The sequence below is a fragment of the Couchioplanes caeruleus genome (assembly GCF_023499255.1).
GTDB classification, from domain to species: domain Bacteria; phylum Actinomycetota; class Actinomycetes; order Mycobacteriales; family Micromonosporaceae; genus Actinoplanes; species Actinoplanes caeruleus_A.
Map to the genome: position 1 here is coordinate 2,544,483 of NZ_CP092183.1, position 17,950 is coordinate 2,562,432.

Annotated in this window: 20 protein-coding genes; 13 read left to right on the top strand and 7 right to left on the bottom strand. The window is 74.1% G+C overall.

Features of this window, described 5'->3' with window-relative positions; translation table 11 throughout:
* Nucleotides 1–116: 116 nt before the first annotated feature.
* On the bottom strand, nucleotides 117–1,295 hold the full coding sequence (locus tag COUCH_RS11965; protein WP_249612150.1) for a glycoside hydrolase family 26 protein: 1,179 nt from the start codon (nucleotides 1,293–1,295) through the stop codon (nucleotides 117–119).
* A gap of 158 nt (nucleotides 1,296–1,453) precedes the next feature.
* Here COUCH_RS11965 and COUCH_RS11970 point away from each other — a divergent pair, with 158 nt between their 5' ends.
* The 4 genes from COUCH_RS11970 to COUCH_RS11985 are packed head-to-tail and all read left to right on the top strand — an operon-like array spanning nucleotide 1,454 to nucleotide 5,368.
* Nucleotides 1,454–2,203 carry an NUDIX hydrolase gene (locus COUCH_RS11970; protein WP_249612151.1) on the top strand — a complete coding sequence of 250 codons (750 nt, stop codon included), beginning with the start codon at nucleotides 1,454–1,456 and terminating at the stop codon, nucleotides 2,201–2,203.
* Nucleotides 2,200–3,177 carry a molecular chaperone DnaJ gene (locus COUCH_RS11975; RefSeq protein WP_249612152.1) on the top strand — a complete coding sequence of 326 codons (978 nt, stop codon included), beginning with the start codon at nucleotides 2,200–2,202 and terminating at the stop codon, nucleotides 3,175–3,177. The genes COUCH_RS11970 and COUCH_RS11975 overlap by 4 nt, the downstream gene beginning before the upstream one ends.
* A 14-nt stretch (nucleotides 3,178–3,191) precedes the next feature.
* Complete coding sequence (locus COUCH_RS11980; RefSeq protein WP_249612153.1) at nucleotides 3,192–4,154, top strand: hypothetical protein; 963 nt, start codon at nucleotides 3,192–3,194, stop codon at nucleotides 4,152–4,154.
* Complete coding sequence (locus COUCH_RS11985) at nucleotides 4,151–5,368, top strand: adenylosuccinate synthetase (protein WP_249612154.1); 1,218 nt, start codon at nucleotides 4,151–4,153, stop codon at nucleotides 5,366–5,368. The genes COUCH_RS11980 and COUCH_RS11985 overlap by 4 nt, the downstream gene beginning before the upstream one ends.
* On the opposite strand, the gene COUCH_RS11990 is transcribed toward COUCH_RS11985, so the two are convergent.
* Nucleotides 5,365–6,333, bottom strand: a complete 969-nt coding sequence (locus tag COUCH_RS11990; RefSeq protein WP_249612155.1) for an NAD-dependent epimerase/dehydratase family protein — start codon at nucleotides 6,331–6,333, stop codon at nucleotides 5,365–5,367. The genes COUCH_RS11985 and COUCH_RS11990 overlap by 4 nt on opposite strands.
* Nucleotides 6,334–6,426: 93 nt before the next feature.
* On the opposite strand from COUCH_RS11990, the gene COUCH_RS11995 reads away from it, so the two are divergent.
* A complete protein-coding gene (locus COUCH_RS11995; RefSeq protein ID WP_249612156.1) occupies nucleotides 6,427–6,783 on the top strand; it encodes a hypothetical protein in 357 nt (118 codons plus the stop codon).
* Between the two features lie 24 nt (nucleotides 6,784–6,807).
* Here the strand turns inward: COUCH_RS11995 and COUCH_RS12000 are convergent, their stop codons facing one another.
* Nucleotides 6,808–7,953 carry a DUF5925 domain-containing protein gene (locus COUCH_RS12000; RefSeq protein WP_249612157.1) on the bottom strand — a complete coding sequence of 382 codons (1,146 nt, stop codon included), beginning with the start codon at nucleotides 7,951–7,953 and terminating at the stop codon, nucleotides 6,808–6,810.
* A 150-nt stretch (nucleotides 7,954–8,103) separates the two neighbouring features.
* On the opposite strand from COUCH_RS12000, the gene COUCH_RS12005 reads away from it, so the two are divergent.
* From COUCH_RS12005 to COUCH_RS12020, 4 genes are all read left to right on the top strand, one after another.
* Complete coding sequence (locus COUCH_RS12005) at nucleotides 8,104–9,120, top strand: ABC transporter substrate-binding protein (RefSeq protein ID WP_249612158.1); 1,017 nt, start codon at nucleotides 8,104–8,106, stop codon at nucleotides 9,118–9,120.
* 116 nt (nucleotides 9,121–9,236) lie between these two features.
* Nucleotides 9,237–10,208, top strand: a complete 972-nt coding sequence (locus COUCH_RS12010; RefSeq protein ID WP_430640972.1) for an iron chelate uptake ABC transporter family permease subunit — start codon at nucleotides 9,237–9,239, stop codon at nucleotides 10,206–10,208.
* On the top strand, nucleotides 10,205–11,236 hold the full coding sequence (locus COUCH_RS12015) for a FecCD family ABC transporter permease (RefSeq protein WP_249612160.1): 1,032 nt from the start codon (nucleotides 10,205–10,207) through the stop codon (nucleotides 11,234–11,236). Before COUCH_RS12010 ends, COUCH_RS12015 begins: the two co-directional genes overlap by 4 nt.
* Entirely contained in the window at nucleotides 11,236–12,042 is an 807-nt protein-coding gene (locus COUCH_RS12020; RefSeq protein WP_249612161.1) for an ABC transporter ATP-binding protein, read from the top strand. The genes COUCH_RS12015 and COUCH_RS12020 overlap by 1 nt, the downstream gene beginning before the upstream one ends.
* A gap of 50 nt (nucleotides 12,043–12,092) precedes the next feature.
* Here the strand turns inward: COUCH_RS12020 and COUCH_RS12025 are convergent, their stop codons facing one another.
* From COUCH_RS12025 to COUCH_RS12035, 3 genes are read right to left on the bottom strand one after another with little or no spacing between them, the layout of a single operon-like run.
* A complete protein-coding gene (locus tag COUCH_RS12025; protein ID WP_249612162.1) occupies nucleotides 12,093–12,527 on the bottom strand; it encodes a nitroreductase family deazaflavin-dependent oxidoreductase in 435 nt (144 codons plus the stop codon).
* A 10-nt stretch (nucleotides 12,528–12,537) separates the two neighbouring features.
* A complete protein-coding gene (locus COUCH_RS12030; RefSeq protein WP_249612163.1) occupies nucleotides 12,538–12,933 on the bottom strand; it encodes a GNAT family N-acetyltransferase in 396 nt (131 codons plus the stop codon).
* Complete coding sequence (locus COUCH_RS12035; protein ID WP_249612164.1) at nucleotides 12,930–13,880, bottom strand: hypothetical protein; 951 nt, start codon at nucleotides 13,878–13,880, stop codon at nucleotides 12,930–12,932. The genes COUCH_RS12030 and COUCH_RS12035 overlap by 4 nt, the downstream gene beginning before the upstream one ends.
* A gap of 18 nt (nucleotides 13,881–13,898) precedes the next feature.
* Here COUCH_RS12035 and COUCH_RS12040 point away from each other — a divergent pair, with 18 nt between their 5' ends.
* Nucleotides 13,899–14,540, top strand: a complete 642-nt coding sequence (locus COUCH_RS12040) for a 4'-phosphopantetheinyl transferase family protein (protein ID WP_249612165.1) — start codon at nucleotides 13,899–13,901, stop codon at nucleotides 14,538–14,540.
* Here COUCH_RS12040 and COUCH_RS12045 read toward each other — a convergent pair.
* Entirely contained in the window at nucleotides 14,527–14,841 is a 315-nt protein-coding gene (locus COUCH_RS12045; RefSeq protein ID WP_249612166.1) for a DUF6223 family protein, read from the bottom strand. The two genes, COUCH_RS12040 and COUCH_RS12045, sit on opposite strands and share 14 nt — an antisense overlap.
* Nucleotides 14,842–14,996: 155 nt before the next feature.
* Between COUCH_RS12045 and COUCH_RS12050 the strand changes: the two genes are divergently transcribed.
* From COUCH_RS12050 to COUCH_RS12060, 3 genes are read left to right on the top strand one after another with little or no spacing between them, the layout of a single operon-like run.
* Nucleotides 14,997–16,265 carry a sensor histidine kinase gene (locus tag COUCH_RS12050; protein WP_249612167.1) on the top strand — a complete coding sequence of 423 codons (1,269 nt, stop codon included), beginning with the start codon at nucleotides 14,997–14,999 and terminating at the stop codon, nucleotides 16,263–16,265.
* On the top strand, nucleotides 16,262–16,936 hold the full coding sequence (locus tag COUCH_RS12055; protein WP_249612168.1) for a response regulator transcription factor: 675 nt from the start codon (nucleotides 16,262–16,264) through the stop codon (nucleotides 16,934–16,936). Before COUCH_RS12050 ends, COUCH_RS12055 begins: the two co-directional genes overlap by 4 nt.
* Nucleotides 16,937–16,964: 28 nt before the next feature.
* On the top strand, nucleotides 16,965–17,756 hold the full coding sequence (locus tag COUCH_RS12060; protein WP_249612169.1) for an aminoglycoside phosphotransferase family protein: 792 nt from the start codon (nucleotides 16,965–16,967) through the stop codon (nucleotides 17,754–17,756).
* The last annotated feature ends 194 nt before the right edge of the window (nucleotides 17,757–17,950 follow it).

Consider the following 17,950-nt stretch of genomic DNA (forward strand, 5'->3'; position numbering starts at 1 on the left):
TCGGTTGGGTTGGTGGGCCCGCGCGTGAGAACCAGTGCCGGGCCGTCTCAGCAGGGAGCGTAACTTGGCGTATGCGGGGGTTTGCCCAGAGTGACAAAGTTCAGTGGAATTGCACCCTACGTACCGAACAGGTCCGCGTAGCGCGCCGCCGATCCGGGGTTCTTGCGGCATGCGTCGTCGGTGCGGAACAGGCTGGACTGCACGCCGCCCTCGCTGCAGTCGGAGAAGTACGCCTCGTACGCCAGGTGCGCCGCGTGGGCCGCGAACCACTCGTGCATCCACTGCACGTAGCCGGGGTTCTCGCGCCCGGCGTCCGCGGTGGGCACCACGCCCCACTCGCCGACCGCGAACGGCTTGCCGTGGGCGCGGGCGAACTCGTACAGCCAGGTCAGGCCCTCCGGGCGGGCGGCCGTACGGTCGAACGCGGCCTTCGACGGGGACCACGGGTAGTGGTCGTAGTTGTCGATGCCGATGATGTCGACGTAGTCGTCGCCGGGGTAGCAGTTGGTGCTCACCCCGCCGCACACGCCGGCCGGGGTGTTGTGCGCGTTGATCGTCCAGTCCAGCAGCACGTCGGGGTTCGTGGCCCGGATGTTGTCCGCGGCCCGCCGGTAGCAGGCGAGCCAGGTCCGCGGGTCGTCGGCGCGCCAGGACGACGTCTGCTCGTTGAACTCCCAGCCGAGGCGGACCACCGAGTCGCCCCGGTAGTGGCGGCGCATCAGCGTGCCGAACGCGCGCCACTGCTCGTCGTGGTCGCCGGCGGCGCAGGATGCGAGGTCGTCCTTCGCGCCCTCGGGCACCAGGCCCTGGGAGACGACGAGCACGCCGTCGAAGTCCGAGAACAGGTCGAAGGTCCAGGCCGTACCGCTGGTCATGGTCTCCCACGAGCTGCGGTCGGTGTAGGTCTGCGCCACCCGGCACGGGCGCCCCCGCGCCGTGCAGAAGGCGCGGACCGCGGCGGTGTCCAGAACCGGGTCGCCGTTCACGCCGGAGAGGCCGTCCGCCCCCGGCCAGGCCCCGTTCGCGCGGTGCAGGGCGATCTGCTGCCGGGCCGATCGGGGATCCGCTTTTCCGGCGGTACGGCTGACCGCGGGCGACGACGATGCCCGAGGCGATGCGGTGGCCGGCGCCGGACCCGACGTGGCGGCGGACGGGGCGGGGGCGGGCGGGCCGTCGAGGGCGGTGTCCTCGGGGGTCGTGGTGGCGACGCCGACGCCGAGGCCGGACAGCACCACGAGCGCGGCGAACCCGGCCAGCGCCAGCGACCGGCGTCCGCGCAGTCGACCCTCGGCCATGCGCGAACCTCCCGGACGTCGAGTGCTTTGCCCCATTCTGACAACTTCGTACGGTTCCGGGGCCGGATTCGGGGTGAGGGTTGACCTCAGGGTGAGAAGAAGCTACGTTGTTCTCAGGTCGAGTCCTACTGACTATGAGAACAACTTGGGAGGCGAGCATGGACGAGCGGACGTTCCTCGAGGGCTACGACCCGGCCGGCTTCCCGGCGGTCGCCGTGACGGTGGACGTGGTCGCCCTGACCATCCGCGACGGCCGGCTGCACGTGCTGCTCGTGGAGCGGGGCGCGCACCCGTTCGCGGGGTGCCGGGCGCTGCCCGGCGGCTTCGTCCGCGACGAGACGCTCGACGCCGCGGCGCTGCGGGAGCTCGGCGAGGAGACCGGCCTGCGGCCCGGCGAGGGGGCGCTCGACCGGGTGCACCTGGAGCAGCTGCGGTCGTACGGCGACCCCGGGCGCGACCCCCGCATGCGGGTCGTCTCGGTGGCCTACCTGGCGTTCGCGCCGAGCCTGCCCGATCCGCGGGCGGGCAGCGACGCCGCGGGCGCCTTCTGGGTCCCGGTGGACGAGGTGGCCGAGCTGGCCTTCGACCACGCGGCCATCCTCGCCGACGGGCTCGACCGGGCCCGCGCCAAGCTCGAGTACACGCCGCTGGCCACCGCGTTCGTCGGCCCCGAGTTCACGATCGCCGAGCTGCGCGCGGTGTATGCGGCGGTGTGGGGCGAGGAGCTGCACGCCGGCAACTTCCACCGCAAGGTGCTCTCCGTTCCCGGCTTCGTCGAGAGCACGGGCGAGACCGCACCCCGCGCCGGCGAACGCGGCGGCCCCAAGCCCCGTCTCTACCGCGCCGGCGACGCGCGCCTGCTGCACCCGGCCCTGTTGCGGCCGGCCAGGGAGGACGGGATCCGATGATGTCTTTTGAGGACGCTGTTGCGGCGATCGGGCGCGCCGATGCCTTTCCTGACCTGCTGAACGGGGAGCTTGCGGTTGTCGACCCGGGCTACGCGTACCGGATGCTTGTCAAGATCGTGCACCCGGACGTCGTGCCGGCCGCTCGGCGGGCGACCGCGACGCAGGCCGCCGCCAAGCTCTCCACCCTGTGGGGGCGGGCGCAGAACCGGACCCTCACCACCCGGCGGGCGACCTACCGCCTGGGTGACCGGGTCGCGAGCGGCGACATCGCCGACCTGTGGGAGGCCGGCGACGACGCGCTGCTCAAGCTGCCCCGGCAGCCCGGCGACAACGACCTCATGCGGGCCGAGATCACCGCGCTGACCACGCTGTGGCGCGACGGTGATCCGCGGCACCGGGCGTACGCGCCCCGCCTGATCGAGTCCTTCACCCACGAGGACGACAGGGGCTGCCGGCGCACCGCCGCGATCCTGGAGCGGCAGCGGGGGTTCGTGCCGCTGACCGGCCTGGAGCGCCGCCTCGACCCGCGCGACGTGGCGTGGATGTGGCGGCGGCTGCTGACCGGGCTGGGCTGGGCGCACCGCGCGGGCGTGGTGCACGGCGCGGTGCTGCCGGAGCACGTCCTGATCCACCCGGGTGAGCACGGCCTGGTGCTCGTCGACTGGTGCTACAGCGTGGCGCCGGGCGGGACCGTGCCGGCCGTCGTCGCACGGCACCGAGCCGCGTATCCGCCGGAGGTGACCGGCAAGCGGCCGGCCACCGCGGCCACCGACATCTTCATGGCGACCGGGCTGATGCTGCGCCTGATCGACGACCCGCCCGCGCGGATGCGGCGCTTCGCCGCGGGCTGCCGCTACGACGCGCCGCGCATGCGCCCGCAGGACGCGTGGCAGCTGCTCGCGGAGTTCGACGCGCTGCTGGAAGACCTGTACGGGCCGCGGACGTTCCGTCCGTTCGCCCTGCCGAACCGATAGCAGAGGAGATCATCATGGGAAGTGGACGCTGGTCCACCGACGTGTACTCGGCCGCGGCCTCCTACCGCGCCGCCACCGGGACGAGCGCGTTCGCCTACAGCGACAGCGGCGCCCGCAAGGCCCACCCCGCCCTGGACCCGCTCGGGGTCGCCGCGCGGGAGAGCCGGGACAGCGACGAGCACCCGGACAGCACGCCCATCGCCGTGCTGTTCGACGTCACCGGCTCGATGGGCACCGTCCCGCGGACGCTGCAGACGAAGCTGCCGCAGCTGCTGGGCCTGTTGACCCGCAAGGGCTACGCGACCGACCCGCACATCATGTTCGGCGCGGTCGGCGACGCGACCTGTGACCGGGTGCCGCTGCAGGTCGGGCAGTTCGAGTCGGACAACCGGATGGACGACGACCTGGCCCGGATCGTGCTCGAGGGCGGCGGGGGCGGGCAGCGCACCGAGTCGTACGAGCTGGCCATGTACTTCATGGCGCGGCACACCAGCCTGGACAGCGTGACGAAGCGCGGGCGGCGGGGCTACCTGTTCCTGATCGGCGACGAGATGCCGTACGGGCAGGTCAAGCCGAAGGAGGTCAAGCGCTTCATCGGCGACGACCTGCGCGAGCCGATCGCCGTCGAGCAGATGATCGCGGAGCTGCAGCGCACCTTCGACGTGTACTTCATCGTGCCGACCGCGGCCGGCTGGGGCGGGGACGCGCAGATCCTGGCGCACTGGAAGCGGCTGCTCGGCCAGCAGGTCATCGAGCTGGACGACCTCGACGCGGTGTGCGAGACGATCGCGCTCACGGTCGGGCTCGGCGAGGACGCGATCGACCTCGATGCCGGGCTGGCCGACCTGGTGGAGGTCGGTTCCGCCGCGGGCGCGTCGGTCGGCCGGGCGCTCGCGCCGATCGGGCCCGGCCGCGGTGCCGTGGTCCGGGCCGCCGTGGACACCGGCACCGCCGGTTCGGGGAACGAGCGGCTGTGAACGGGCACATCGCGGTCGCCGACCTCGGCTACGGCGATGCGGGCAAGGGGACGGTGGTGGACGCGATCTGCGCTTCGGGCCGGATTGCTGCGGTGATCCGGTTCAACGGGGGAGCGCAGGCCGCGCACAACGTCGTCGCCGGCGGGCGGCACCACACGTTCGCGCAGTTCGGGGCGGGCACCTTCCACGGGGTGCCCACCCACCTGTCCCGGTTCGTCGTGGTCGATCCGCTCGCGCTGGCCGCCGAGGCGGCGTCGCTCGGCAATCCGTTCCACCTGCTCACCGTCGATGGCGAGGCCCTGCTCGCCACCCCGTGGCATCGCGCCGCGAACCGGGCCGCCGAGCGCCGGCGCGGCGGGGCGCGGCACGGTTCGTGCGGCATGGGCATCGGGCAGACCATGGCGTACGCCCTCAGCCACGCCGACGCCCCCCGGGTCGCCGACGTGCTCTCGCCCGCCCGCCTGCGCCGCCGCCTCGCCGCGGTCCGGGACCGGCTGACGGCGGCGTACGGCGAGCTGGACGGGCCGCCCCTCGAGGACGTGGTCACCGCCTTCACGGCGTTCGGCGCCGCGGTGTCCATCGTGGACGGCACCTGTCTGGATCGTCTGCTGGGCAACGGGCCGTGCGTCTTCGAGGGTGCGCAGGGCGTGCTGCTGGACGAGTGGCGGGGCTGGCACCCGTACACGACGTGGTCCACGACGACGTTCGCCAACGTGGCGGCGCTGTGCGACTCGTTCGAGCGGCTCGGGGTGGTCCGCACGTACACGACCCGGCACGGCGCCGGCCCGTTCGTCACCGAGGCGCCGCTCGACCTGCCCGAGCCGCACAACGGCGCGGGGGAGTGGCAGGGCGCGTTCCGGGTGGGCCACTTCGACGCGGTCGCCCACCGGTACGCGGTCGAGGTGGCCGGCGGCGTGGACGCGCTCGCCGTCACCCACCTCGACGCCCCGGGGCGCTGCCCGCAGTTGCGGGTCTGCACGTCGTACGACGTCGCCGGGGAGCGCTGGGACCGCATCGAGCCGGGCCCGTTCCAGGACCTGGAGCACCAGGCCCGCCTCACCGAGGCGATGGCCGGTGCGCGCCCGCGGGACCTGCACCGCCCGGCGGACTGGGCCGGCGAGATCGGCGACCTGCTCGGCGCGCCGGTACGGCTGGAGTCGTGGGGCCCCGACCGCGCCGACAAGCGCACGGCGTTCGCCGTCGCCGCTGCCTAGAGGACAGCCCCGCCCAGGTCGAGCCGGTCGTGCTCGGCGAGCCACCGTACGGCTTCGCGGAGCGCGTCCAGCGAGGAGTATCGCGGCTGGTAGCCGAGCACGGCCCGGGCCCGCTCGATGCTCGCCGCGATGCCGCGTTCGATGTGCTCCCGGGTCGTGCCGGCGTGCTCGGCGCCGACCCGCTCCTCGAACTCCGCCCAGTCGACCAGGTCGAGCACGGCTTCCCGGCCGAACCACCCGGCCGCCCCGGTCGCCAGGCCCCGGCAGGTCATCGCCTGCTCGGCGACCACGTGGAAGCTGGACCCGGTGGCGGCGGGCCGGGTGAGCGCCCGCTCGAACGCCTGCGCCACGTCGTCGGCGTGCACGTGGTTGAGCACGCCCTGGCCGAGCGCGGGCAGGGCCAGCGGTTCGCCGGTCGCGAGCCGCCGCCACACGTCCGGGTCGAGGTTGCCGGCCGGGGTGATGACCGGCCATCCCGGGCCGCTGATGTGGCCGGGATGCAGCACGACCGACGGCACGCCGCCGGCCAGCGTCTCACGGTGCAGCAGTTCCTCGATCGCCGCCTTGCCCGTGCCGTAGTCGCCGTACGCCGTCCGCGGTTCGTCCTCGGTGACGGGCACCCGGGCCGCGTGCCCGTGCACCCAGATCGTGCCGCAGTGCAGCAGCAGCGGGCGGGACGGCCGGAGCGCGTCGACGAGCTGCCGGGCCGACTCGGGCGTGAAGCAGATCATGTCGATCACGGCGTCCGGGCGCAGGCCGGCGATCCGGGCCCCGAAGGTGCCGGCCGCGTCCTCGGCCTCCCGGTCGGCGGTGACCTTGCGTACCGAGCGCCACTCGGGCGCGTCGTGGTACGGCTCGCGCCCGCCCCGGCTCACCGCGACGACCTCGTACCCGGCGCGGACCAGCCGCGGAACCAGGTAGGTGCCGACGTGCCCGGTCGATCCGATCACCACTACTCGACGCATGCCGTGCAGCCTATGACGCCCGGCGCGGATGGCGGGAAAAACCGGTTCAGTCGACGCGTGTAGGAACCCGCCGCCGTGGAAACGCATGGAGGCATGTCTATTGATGCTCAGAAGCCGGTGATCTGTCCCGCCCGTGTCACGCTGGACGCGGCCCAGCTGGCCTTCTTCGGCAGCCTCCCGGCGGAGGCGCCGAGCGTGCAGTCCGAGCTGGGCTGCGAGCTGGAGCGGGGGCACGAGGGCTCGCACGCCGCCCTCGGCGCGCAGGTGGGCGCGACGATGTGGTGGATCCAGTGGACGCTGAGCGCGTCGGAGATCAACCCGTACACCTGGTGCCCGGCCGGCGGGCCCGCCGCGCCGAGCCGCGACGAGATGGACTGCACGCTGTTCCTCGGGCATCCCGGCCGGCATGCACCGGCCGGGCGGCCCTGGCAGGTGAGCGAGATGACCTGAAACGGTTCAGTCCGGGCGGTCCGGCTAGAGGTACATGCCCGTCGGCGGGTCGGTCGCCGGGACGGTGACCGGCTGCGCGCCCGTCTTGAGCGCGTACAGCTCGGCGAGGGTCGCGCCGTCCGGGCCGATGCCGTGCGGGGTGCCGAGCCAGGCGGTGGCCTCCGCGTACGGCAGGCGCCCGACCTGGATGCTGGCCAGGCACCGCCCCGGCCGGACCACCGCGGGGTGCAGCGAGGCCAGGTCCTCGTTGGTGGTGATGGCGATCAGCGCGTTGCGCCCCTGGCCGAGCAGCCCGTCGGTAAGGTTGAGCAGGCGGGACAGCGACTGCCCCGCGCTCGCCTTGGCCTCGCCGCTGATCAGCTCGTCGCAGTCCTCGAGCATGAGCAGCCGCCAGCGCGGCTCGTCGTCGTCGCCACCGCCGAGGGCCACGCTCATCAGGTACGCGGGGTCGCCGAACAGCCGCTCCGGGTCCAGCACGCAGTCCACCTGGCACCATGTGCGCCACTGCTGGGCCAGCGCGCGCAGGGCGGTGGTCTTGCCGGTGCCCGGCTCGCCGTGCAGGAGCAGCAGCCGGCCGTTGACCGCGCTGCCGTCGAGGGTCATGAGCTGCTCGAGCGTACGGGCGACCGGCGCGGCGTAGTTGCCGCGGATCTTGTCCCACGGCGCCGCGTCGATCTCCCGCTGCACCCGGCGGGGGCCGTGCGGGCCGAAGTGCCAGAAGCCGATCGGCACGCTGTCCGCGGCGGGCTCCGGCTCCTCGACCGCGTCGGCGGTGGCCGTGGCCAGCACGGACTCGGCCAGCTCGGCGGTCACCGCGGTGACCGTGACGCGGGCGCGGCGGCTCTGCTTCCAGCGGGTGACGTGCAGCGTCCAGCCGTCGCCGGTGGAGAGCCGGCCGTGGCTGTCCTCCTCGTGGGCGTCGCGCACGACCCGGGCGTCGTCGGTGGTCAGCGGCGCGTCGGCGCGGACGTTCTCCAGGTAACTCGTGCGGCCGAACGGCTCGCGGCCGGTGACGAAGGCGTCCAGCGCGAGCAGATCGACCACGTCCACCAGCCGGTCGCCGTCGTCGACGGATCCGGCGAGCGGCAGCGGGCTGGGGGCGGGCGGGGCGACCGCCGGCTCCACAGGGCGGCTGCCGAGCCGGTCGACGGACTGGTGGGGGGTACGCATCCATCCATGATCGGCTCAATCGGGCCCGCGGTCATCCCGTTTTCGGCCAGTTGGCCCGAACGGACCCGTGGCCTGCAAGGCTGCATTTTCCAAGATCAAAGGTGGCGGGTAAGGTGAGGTTTACCTAACCAAGAACCAGGAGGCCCCGACATGGCGACCCACCCGCTCATCTCGCGCCGCGGTCTGTTCTTCGGCGCAGCGGGCGTCGCAGCCGCCGGACTGCTCGCCGCGTGCGGCGACACCGACGAGGCCGGCACCCCCGCGACCGGCGGCTCGTCGGCGGCGGCCGGCGGCGGATCGTTCCCCGCCACGGTCACCCACCAGTTCGGGACCACGGCCGTCGAGCAGGCGCCGAAGACGGTCGTCTCGCTCGGCTGGGCCGACGCGGACGCGCTGCTCGCGCTCGGCGTCGTCCCGGCCGGCATCCTCGACTGGTTCCAGGCCTGGCCGGTCGGCGTGGGCCCGTGGGCGCAGGACAGGCTCGGCGGCGCCAAGCCGACGGTCCTCAAGGGACCCGAGATCAACTTCGAGCAGGTAGCCACGCTGCGGCCCGACCTCGTCACGTTCACCAAGAGCGACAACGTCAAGGCGACGTGGGAGCAGCTGGAGAAGCTGGCACCCACGCTCAGCGGGCCGGCGGGCACCCAGCCGTACGGCACCACGCTCAAGGACCAGACGATCATGATCGCCGAGGCGCTCGGCCGGAAGTCCGAGGGCGAGGCGCTGGTCGCCGCCAACGACAAGGCGCTCGCCGACGCCGCTGCCAACAACCCCGGGTTCGCCGGCAAGAGCGTCGTGGTCGCCGCCGCGTTCAACGGGCAGTACGGCGCGTACACCCGCGGGGACGGCCGGGTGCAGTTCATGGAGGCGCTCGGCTTCAAGAACTCCCAGAAGATCGAGGACCTCAAGCCGGCCAACTTCTACGCCGAGGTCTCGAAGGAACGCGTCGGCCTGCTCGACGCCGACCTCACCGTGATCTTCGGCATCGGCGCGGGCGCGGAGCTCAAGAAGGACGCCGTGCTGAACAGCATCCCGTCGGCCAAGGCGGGCCGGCTGCTCGTCATCGACGACGCCGACCTGGTCAACGCGTTCTCCACCAACTCGGTGCTGAGCACGCCGTACACGCTGGAGAAGTTCGTACCGATGGTCACGGACGCCCTGGCGTGACCGCGGTGGCCGAGCGGGACCACGCGGCCGCCGAACGCGCCGGATACCCCGCCCTGCAGGCGCGCGTGCGCGCCCGGGGCGGGCTGACCACGCGCGGCCTCGGTCTCGTCGCCGCGGTGGCGGCGCTGGCGGCCGTCGCGGCGCTCAGCGTCGCGGTCGGCACCAAGTCGATCCCGCTCGGCACCGTCTGGGACGCCCTGGACGGGCACGCGAGCGTCCCGGGCCGCGCCGAGGACGTCCGCATCATCCTCGACCTGCGCATTCCCCGGACGCTCATCGGCCTCGCCGCCGGCGTCGCGCTCGGCCTGGCCGGCGCGCTCATGCAGGCGCTGACCCGCAACCCGCTCGCCGACCCCGGCATCCTCGGCATCAACGCCGGCGCCGCCGCGGCCGTCGTGCTCGCGATCCGCGTCCTCGGCGTCGCCTCGCTCACCGGCTACATCTGGTTCGCGTTCGCCGGGGCGGCGAGCGCGTTCGCCGTCGTCTACCTGCTCGGCACCCGCGGCCGCTCCGGCGCGTCCCCGGAACGCCTCGCGCTGGCCGGCGCGGCGGTCGGCGCCGCCCTGCTCGCCGTCGTCAACGCGGTCGCGCTGCTCGACGCCACGACCTTCGACCGCTACCGGCTCTGGCAGGTCGGCGCGCTCGCCGGCCGCGACCTCTCCGTCCTGTACGGGGTCCTGCCGTTCATCGCCGCCGGCACGCTGATCACCCTCGCGCTGGGGCCGTCGCTGAACGTCGTGGCGCTCGGCGAGGACACCGCCCGCGCGCTCGGCGCCAACCTCAACCGGACCCGGCTGCTGTCCGCCGTGGCCGTCGTCCTGCTCTGCGGGGCGGCCACCGCGGCGGTCGGGCCCATCGCGTTCGTCGGGCTCGCCGTGCCGCACATCGCCCGTACGCTCGTCGGGCCCGACCAGCGGTGGCTGCTGCCGTACTCGCTGGTGCTCGCCCCGATCCTGCTGCTGCTCGCCGACATCGCGGGCCGGGTGCTGATGCGCCCGGGCGAACTGCAGGCCGGACTGGTCACGGCGTTCGTCGGCGCGCCGGTCTTCCTCGCCGTCATCCTCCGCCGCCGTATCGTGCCGCTGTGAGCAGACGGCTGACCCTGCGCGCGCCGGGTGTCGCGCTGCGCCTCGACCTGCGCACCCTCGGCGTGACCGCGCTGCTGGTCGTCGCCGCGGCCGCCGTCGTGGTGTGGACGGTCGCGGCGGTGGGCGTACGCCTGCCGCTCGCCGACATCGCCGAGATCCTGCGCGGCGGCGGGCGCCGGTCGGACCGCTTCATCCTGCTCGACCTGCGGCTGCCCCGGGTCACCCTGGCCGTGCTCACCGGCGCGGCCTTCGGCCTGTCCGGTGCGGTCTTCCAGAGCCTGTCGCGCAACCCGCTGGGCAGCCCGGACATCGTCGGCTTCACCACCGGCGCCGCCTCGGGCGCGGTCCTCGCCATCCTCGTCGGCGGCGCCGGCCCCGGCGGGGCGGCGGCCGGTGCGGTCGTCGGCGGCATCCTCACCGCGCTGATCGTGTACGCCCTCGCGTCCGTCGGCGGTGGCGCGATCCGGCGCATCGTGCTCGTCGGCATCGGCATCAGCGCGATGCTCGTCGCCCTCAACAGCTACCTCATCGGCCGCGCCCGCCTCGACGCCGCCCAGGCCGCCGCGGTGTGGCTCGTCGGCACGCTCAACGGCCGCACCTGGGAGTACGTCCGCCTGCTCGCCCTGGCGCTGCTCGTGCTGACCCCGCCGCTGCTCCTGCTGGGCCGGCGGCTGCGGATGCTGGAGATGGGCGACGAGTCGGCCCGTTCGCTGGGCGTACGCGTGAACCGCTCCCGCCTGATCCTCGTCCTGCTGGCCGTGGCGGTCTGCGCGGTGGCGACGGCGGCGACCGGCCCGGTGGCGTTCGTGGCGCTGGCCGCGCCGCAGATCGCCAAGCGCCTCACCGGCTCGGCCTCGCTGCAGCTCGTGCCGTCCGCGGTCACCGGCGCGCTGGTGATGGTGCTCAGCGACGTCGTCGCGCAGCGGCTGCTGGCCCCCGCCCAGCTGCCCGTCGGCGTGGTCACCGGCGCGGTCGGCGGGGCGTACCTGGCCTGGCTGCTCAGCGTGCAATGGCGGAAGGGAAGCTGATGACGTCACGGCTGTCCGGGTCGGGTCTGACCCTCGCGTACGACAAGCGCGTGGTCGCCGCGAGCCTCGACGTGACCATCCCCGACGGCTCGTTCACCGTCATCGTGGGCCCCAACGCCTGCGGCAAGTCCACATTGCTGCGCGCCCTCGCCGGGTTGCTCACCCCGCAGCAGGGTTCGGTGGTGCTGGACGGCAAAGACATCGGCTCGTACCGCGCCAAGGAGGTGGCCCGCCGCCTCGGCCTGCTCCCGCAGTCGGCGACGGCTCCGGAGGGGATCTCGGTCGCCGACCTGGTCGCCCGCGGCCGTTACCCGCACCAGAAGCTGCTGCGCCAGTGGACCCCGGAGGACGAGAACCAGGTCGCGGCGGCGATGGAGGCCACCGGCGTGACGGCGCTCGCGGACCGGGCGGTCGACGAGCTCTCCGGCGGCCAGCGGCAACGGGTCTGGATGGCGATGGTGCTCGCCCAGCAGACCGGCCTGCTACTGCTCGACGAGCCGACCACCTACCTCGACATCGCGTACCAGATCGACCTGCTGGACCTGTGCGCCGACCTCAACGAGCAGGGCCGCACGCTGGTCGCCGTCCTGCACGACCTCAACCACGCCTGCCGCTACGCCACCCACCTCATCGCGATGAAGGACGGGCGGGTGGTCGCGGCCGGCGACCCGGGCACGGTCATCACGGCGGACCTCGTCCACGACGTGTACGGCCTGCCGTGCGAGGTGATCCCCGACCCGCAGACCGGCACCCCGCTGGTGGTGCCGGCCGCCCGGTCGGCCCGGGGCGGCCGGCGGCCCCGCTGAGCCCCCGTCGCGGGCGGTTCCAGCTCGTCGCACGCCGGTCCTGGCGGAGGTCACATCCGGGTGAGGACGAAGACCGGGATCTGGCGGTCGGTCTTCTTCTGATAGTCCGCGTACGCCGGCCACACCTCGACGGCGCGCTCCCACCAGATCTCCCGCTCCTCGCCGGAGACCTCGCGGGCCAGGTAGTCGTGGTTCTCCGCGCCGTCCTGGAGCTCGACGTGCGGGTTCTTGACGATGTTGTGATACCAGACCGGGTGGGTCGGCGCGCCGCCCTTGGAGGCGACGACCGCGTACTCGCCGTCGTGCTCGACGCGCATCAGCGGGGTCTTGCGCAGGCTTCCGGACCTCGCGCCCACCGTGGTCAGCAGGATGATCGGCACGCCCTGCAGGGTGTTGGCCTCGGCGCCGCGGCTGGCCTCGAACTTCTCCGCCTGCTCGCGCGCCCAGTCGGACGGGCTGGGGGCGTACTCGCCGGTCAGTGGCATGGTGATCCCTTCACAGTGCTAGTAGTCCGGCGGCGGTCTGCCGGAAACCGCACGCCTGCAGGTAGAACGACGACAGCTCCGGCAGGAAGTCCACGTGCAGCCAGCGGCAGCCGGCCCGGCGGGCCCGATCGGCGGCGGTGGCGACCAGGGCCGTGCCGACCCCGGCGCCGCGCACGTCCGCGGCCACGACCGTGTCCAGCACGAACGCGTGCTGCCCGCCGTCCCACGGCACGTTGACGAAGCCGACCAGCCGGTCACCGTCGTACGCACAGACCCAGCCCAGGCTGTGCCGGTGCACCCGGGCCTCCCAGTCGGTGCCCTGCGGTTCGGCGCCGAAACCCGCGGCGTGCAACGCGTCGAGCTCGGCGTTGCCGAAGGCGGCCCGCCAGCCGTACGCGATCGTCACGCCTGAAGCCTAGATCCGGCAAGCGTCGCGGCGAGCGTGGCGTTGCGCACGGCGAAGGCGGCCCAGCCCGGTGGTGCCGGCAGCGCCGGTCGGGTCGTGCGGCGCTGCGTCCACGTCCGCAGCCGGCCGTCGCGGACCGTGAACGAGACCAGGAACCCGTCCGACCAGCCCTCGACCGTGAGAGCCGCCGCGTCGCGGGTCGTCACCCGCTGCGGCGCCGTCACCCACTCCAGCGCCCGCAGCTCGTCCTGGACGCGGGCCGCCAGCTCGAGCCCGAGGGCTTCGGCCGCTCTGTCGCGTACCCCCGTCAGGAAAGCCTGCGCCGACGCGACCGCGACGGCCTCGCGGTGCAGAACCGACGCGACGGCCGCGGCAAGCTTCTCGCGGTCCGCCGGCGTGACACCGCGCCGGGCGGCGAGGTCGCGCTCGGCGCCGGTCAGGCCGGTCCTGGTGTACGCCAAGGGATGCACCCGATGCAGCGCCTGCACCGCCGCCCGGGCCCGCACCCCGCCCAGATATGGCCCGAACACGCTCACACCCGGCGTCGCGGCCCCCGGCTCGTGGACGGCCCGCACTCCCGCGGTCGCCGGCCGCACGTCCAGCACCAGGTACGCGGGGACCTCCTGCCCGCCGCGCGTCCGGTTCCACCGCGGCAGCGACTCCTCCAGCAGGTTGCGTTCCAGCCAGGCCGCCTCGTGCACCGAATCGCAGGTCAGCGCCTCGATCCGGGCCACCCGCGGCACCATCCGGGCCAGGTGCCGCCGGTCGCCCAGGCCACCCCAGTACGACGCCACCCGGGAACGGAGCCCGGTGGCCCGGCCGAGGTAGAGCACCCGGCCGCCCTCGTCCCGGAACCGGTAGACGCCGGGCGACGACGGCAGTGCGGCGATCATGCGCCGGATCTCGGGACCCACCGGGACAGTATCCGCCCGGTAGGGTTCGGCCATGCCTGCGACCGTGCCCGCATGATCGAGCGCATCCTGCCCGCGGCTGTCCGCTCGGCGTACGCCCTCGACGACCCGCCCGCGGCCACCCTGTTCGCGGAGGAGGCCGCGCTGGTGGCCAACGCCGTACCCAAGCGCCGCAACGAGTTCACGACCGCCCGGCACTGCGCCCGCCAGGCCCTCGCCGCCCTCGGCGTCCCGCCCGCGCCGATCCTGCCCGGCAACCGCGGCGCGCCGACCTGGCCGCCGGGCATCGTCGGCAGCCTCACCCACTGCGCCGGCTACCGGGCGGCGGCGGTCGCCCGGACGGCGGACGTCATCGGCATCGGCATCGACGCCGAGAACCACGGCCCGCTGCCCGACGGCGTCCTCGACCTGGTGGCGCTGCCGGCCGAACGCAAGGACCTGGCCGAGCTGGCGGGCTCGCACCCGGAGACGCACTGGGAACGGTTGCTGTTCAGCGCGAAGGAATCGATCTACAAGGTCTGGTTCCCGTGTACGGGGGAGTGGCTCGGGTTCGAGGAGGCCTCGGTGACCTTCGACCCGGAGGCCGGGGCATTCTCGGCGCGGATTCTGCGCGACGGGCCGCTCCCCTCGGTGACCGGGCGGTTCCTGGTGGCGGACGGGATCGTGCTGACCGCCATCGTGCTCACCCCTGCCTGACACGGGTGCGGATCCGGGTCAGCGCGAGGGCGCCGACGACCGTGCCGATCACTCCCAGGACCAGGGCGACCACCGCCCCGGCCAGCCCGTTGCCGGTGCCGAGCCCACCGGCGGCGTTCGCGGCGTGCAGACCGCCGACGACGGCGCTGACCAGACCCGCCACCACCGCCCCGGCCGCGGCCCGCTCGTCACCGGCACGGCGGGCCCGGGCCAGCGCCCACCCGCCGACCACCACACTGGCGAGGGCGATCAGGGCGGCGATGCTCGGAACCAGCCGCCCCTCGCCGAGTTCGTACGACATGGAGTGCCTCCTTCGATGGCGATTGCTGACGATCGTCACGCCGGGGAAGCCGGCCCGTCGCCCGTCGGAGGGCGACAACGGCTACGCAGCTCGACGTAGGCCGCTACGCCGCCGGGAGGATCCGGTCGGCGGGGTCGGGCTCCTAGACTCACGGCATGCCGTACCGCCCGCCCGCCTGGGCGCAGGACCTGTTGCTGGCGCTCTTCGTCACCGTCATGCAGGTCCAGGGCACGATCTCGCGTACGCACGACGATCCGGTGTCGGTGCTGCGCCCGCTGTCCGACCTCGGCAACCTCGGCTACGGACTGCTGATCACCGGGGGAGCGGTCGTGGTCCTGCGCCGCCGCCGGCCCGTCGCGGTCTTCGCCGTGACCGCGCTGACCAGCGTCACGTACTACGCCCTCGACTTCCCGGACGGCCCCGGCTGGCTCGGCCTGTTCGTGGCCCTCTACACCGTCACCGCCCGCGGCGACGGCCGCCGCTCGCTGTTCCTCGCCGCGGCGGCGATCACCGTCCTGGCAGTGACCTGGCTGGTCGCCGCGGCCGACATCGAACCCCCGGCGGCCATCGGCTGGGTGTTCTTCCGGATCGGCGCGTCGGTGATGAGCGCGGCGCTGGGGGAGAGCGTCCGTACGCGAAAGGTCATCGCGGCCGAAGCGGTGCAGCGGGCCGAGCTGGCGGAACGGACCCGGGAGCGGGAGGCCCGCGCCCGGGTCGACGAGGAGAGGCTGCGGATCGCCCGGGAGGTCCACGACACCGTGGCGCACGCCATCGCGGTGATCAACGTCCAGGCGGGAATGACGGCCCACGTCCTCGCCCGCGGCGAGGTTTCCGGCGCCGCTGCAGACGGCAGCGCTGCGGGCGCGGGTGGCGGCGGTGTTCCGGACGGGGGGCCGCCACCGGGCCGCGCCCGGGAGGCCCTGGAGATCATCGAGCAGACCAGCTCCCGGGCGCTGCGGGAGATGCGGACCATCCTCGGGGTGCTGCACGGCGCCGGCGACGGACGGGCCCCGCACCCCGGCCTCGGCGAGATCGGCGAGCTCACGACCGCGGCGCGGGCGGCCGGGCTCGACGTCGAACTGGCGGCGCCGTCCCCACCTCCGGCCGTACCGACCGCCGTGGGCAGCGCCGTGTACCGGATCCTGCAGGAGTCGATCACCAACGTGATCCGCCATGCCGGTCCCACCCGGGTCACGGTCGCCGTGGACTACGACGCCGATGCCGTGCGGATCCGGGTGACGGATGAGGGCCCCCAGGAGGAGCGTGCCACCGGTCCGGATCCCGGCGAGCCCGGCCGGGGGATCTCCGGGATGCGCGAACGATGCCGGCTGCTGGGCGGCGACCTCGACGCCCGCCCGGTCGGCGGCGGGTTCGCGGTCACCGCCCGGCTGCCACTGGCACCGGCCGAGGCAGTGGACGCGTGACCGGGCCGGTGCGGCCCATCAGAGTGGTGCTCGCCGACGACGAGCGTCTCGTACGGTCCGGCTTCCGGCTGCTGCTCGACACCGAGGACGACATCACCGTGGTCGGTGAGGCCACCACCGGCGCCGAAGCCGTGACGCAGGCCCGCGCCCTGCGTCCCGACGTCGTCCTCATGGACATCCGGATGCCGACGATGGACGGCATCCAGGCCACCCGCGAGATCGCCGCCACGCCCGGCCTGCGCGGCGTGCACATCCTGATCCTCACCACGTACGACACCGACGCCTACGTCTACGAAGGACTCGAGGCGGGGGCGAGCGGGTTCCTGCTCAAGGACGCCGGGTCCGCGGAACTGCTGCACGCCATCCGGGTGGTGGCCGCGGGGGACGCCCTGCTCGCACCGGGCATCACGCGCCGCCTCATCGCCCAGTTCACCGCGCGGCGTACGACCGACAGGGCGGCGGCGCACCGGCTCGCCGTCCTCACCGACCGGGAACGCGAGGTGGTGGCGCTCGTCGGTCAGGGGCTGCGCAACGACGAGATCGGGGCGGCGCTGTTCCTGAGCCCGGCGACCGCCCGTACGCACGTGAGCCGGGCCATGGTGAAGCTGGGTGCCCGCGACCGTGCGCAACTGGTGGTCATCGCGTACCGGACCGGGCTGGTCACCCCATGACGGCGCGGGGCAGGGCTATGGTCGGGCGATGTTTCCCACCGTGGAGCCGCTGGGCGCGGGAACGGAGCACACCGCGTACCTGGTGAACGGCGACCTCGTGATCCGTTTCCGCCGCGACCCGGCCGGGGCCGGGCGGGTGGCAGCGGAGGCGAGGCTGTTGGACTTCGTGGCGGGGTTCTCGCCGGTGCCCGTGCCCCGTCCCATCTTCGTGGACCCGGCCGGTGGCTGCATGGCCTGGCCGCGGCTGCCCGGCGTGCCTCTCATCGGCGTCCAACCCTGCCCGGAGGTGGCGGCGCGGCTGGGCGCTCTCCTCGCGGCCCTGCACGCCGTGCCGCCCGGGCAAGTCGCCGACTTCGCCGAGATGGACGACGCGCCGGCGGAGGATTGGCTGGAAGAGGCGCGGCAGCAGTGGCCATCGGTCGCGGGGCAGGTGCCGGCGGCGTACCGCCCGGCCGTCGAAGCCTTCCTGGCCGCGCCCGCCCCCGAGCCGGCGCCCGCGGCGACGCTGGTCTTCTCCCACCACGACCTGGGCATCGAGCACGTACTCGTCGACCCCGGCACGGGTGCGGTGACCGGCGTCATCGACTGGAGCGACGCGGCGGTGGGCGACCCGGCCCGGGACCACGGCCTGATCCTGCGCGACCTCGGCCCGTCCGCCCTCGCGGCCGCCTCGCCGCGGGACGATCAGGCCCTGATCCGGCGGATCTGGTTCTACGCGCGGTGCGGGCTCATCGCCGACCTCGCCTACGGCCTCGAAACCGGGCGCCACGAGTACGCCACGAAGAGCCTCACCGCGCTCTCCTGGCTCTACCAGCAATAGCGGCACCTTTCGCCCCGTCCCGGCCTTCGCCCCGTCCCGGCCTGCTCCGGTCCGCGCCGCCCCGCCCTGGCCGCGCCCTGTCGGCTCCCGCTTCGCCGCCCCGCCCTGGCCGCGCCCCCCGCTGCGCTGCGCCGCCCTGCGCTGCGCCGCCCTGCGCTGCGCCGCCCCGCGCCGCCCCGACGCGGGCCGGGCCG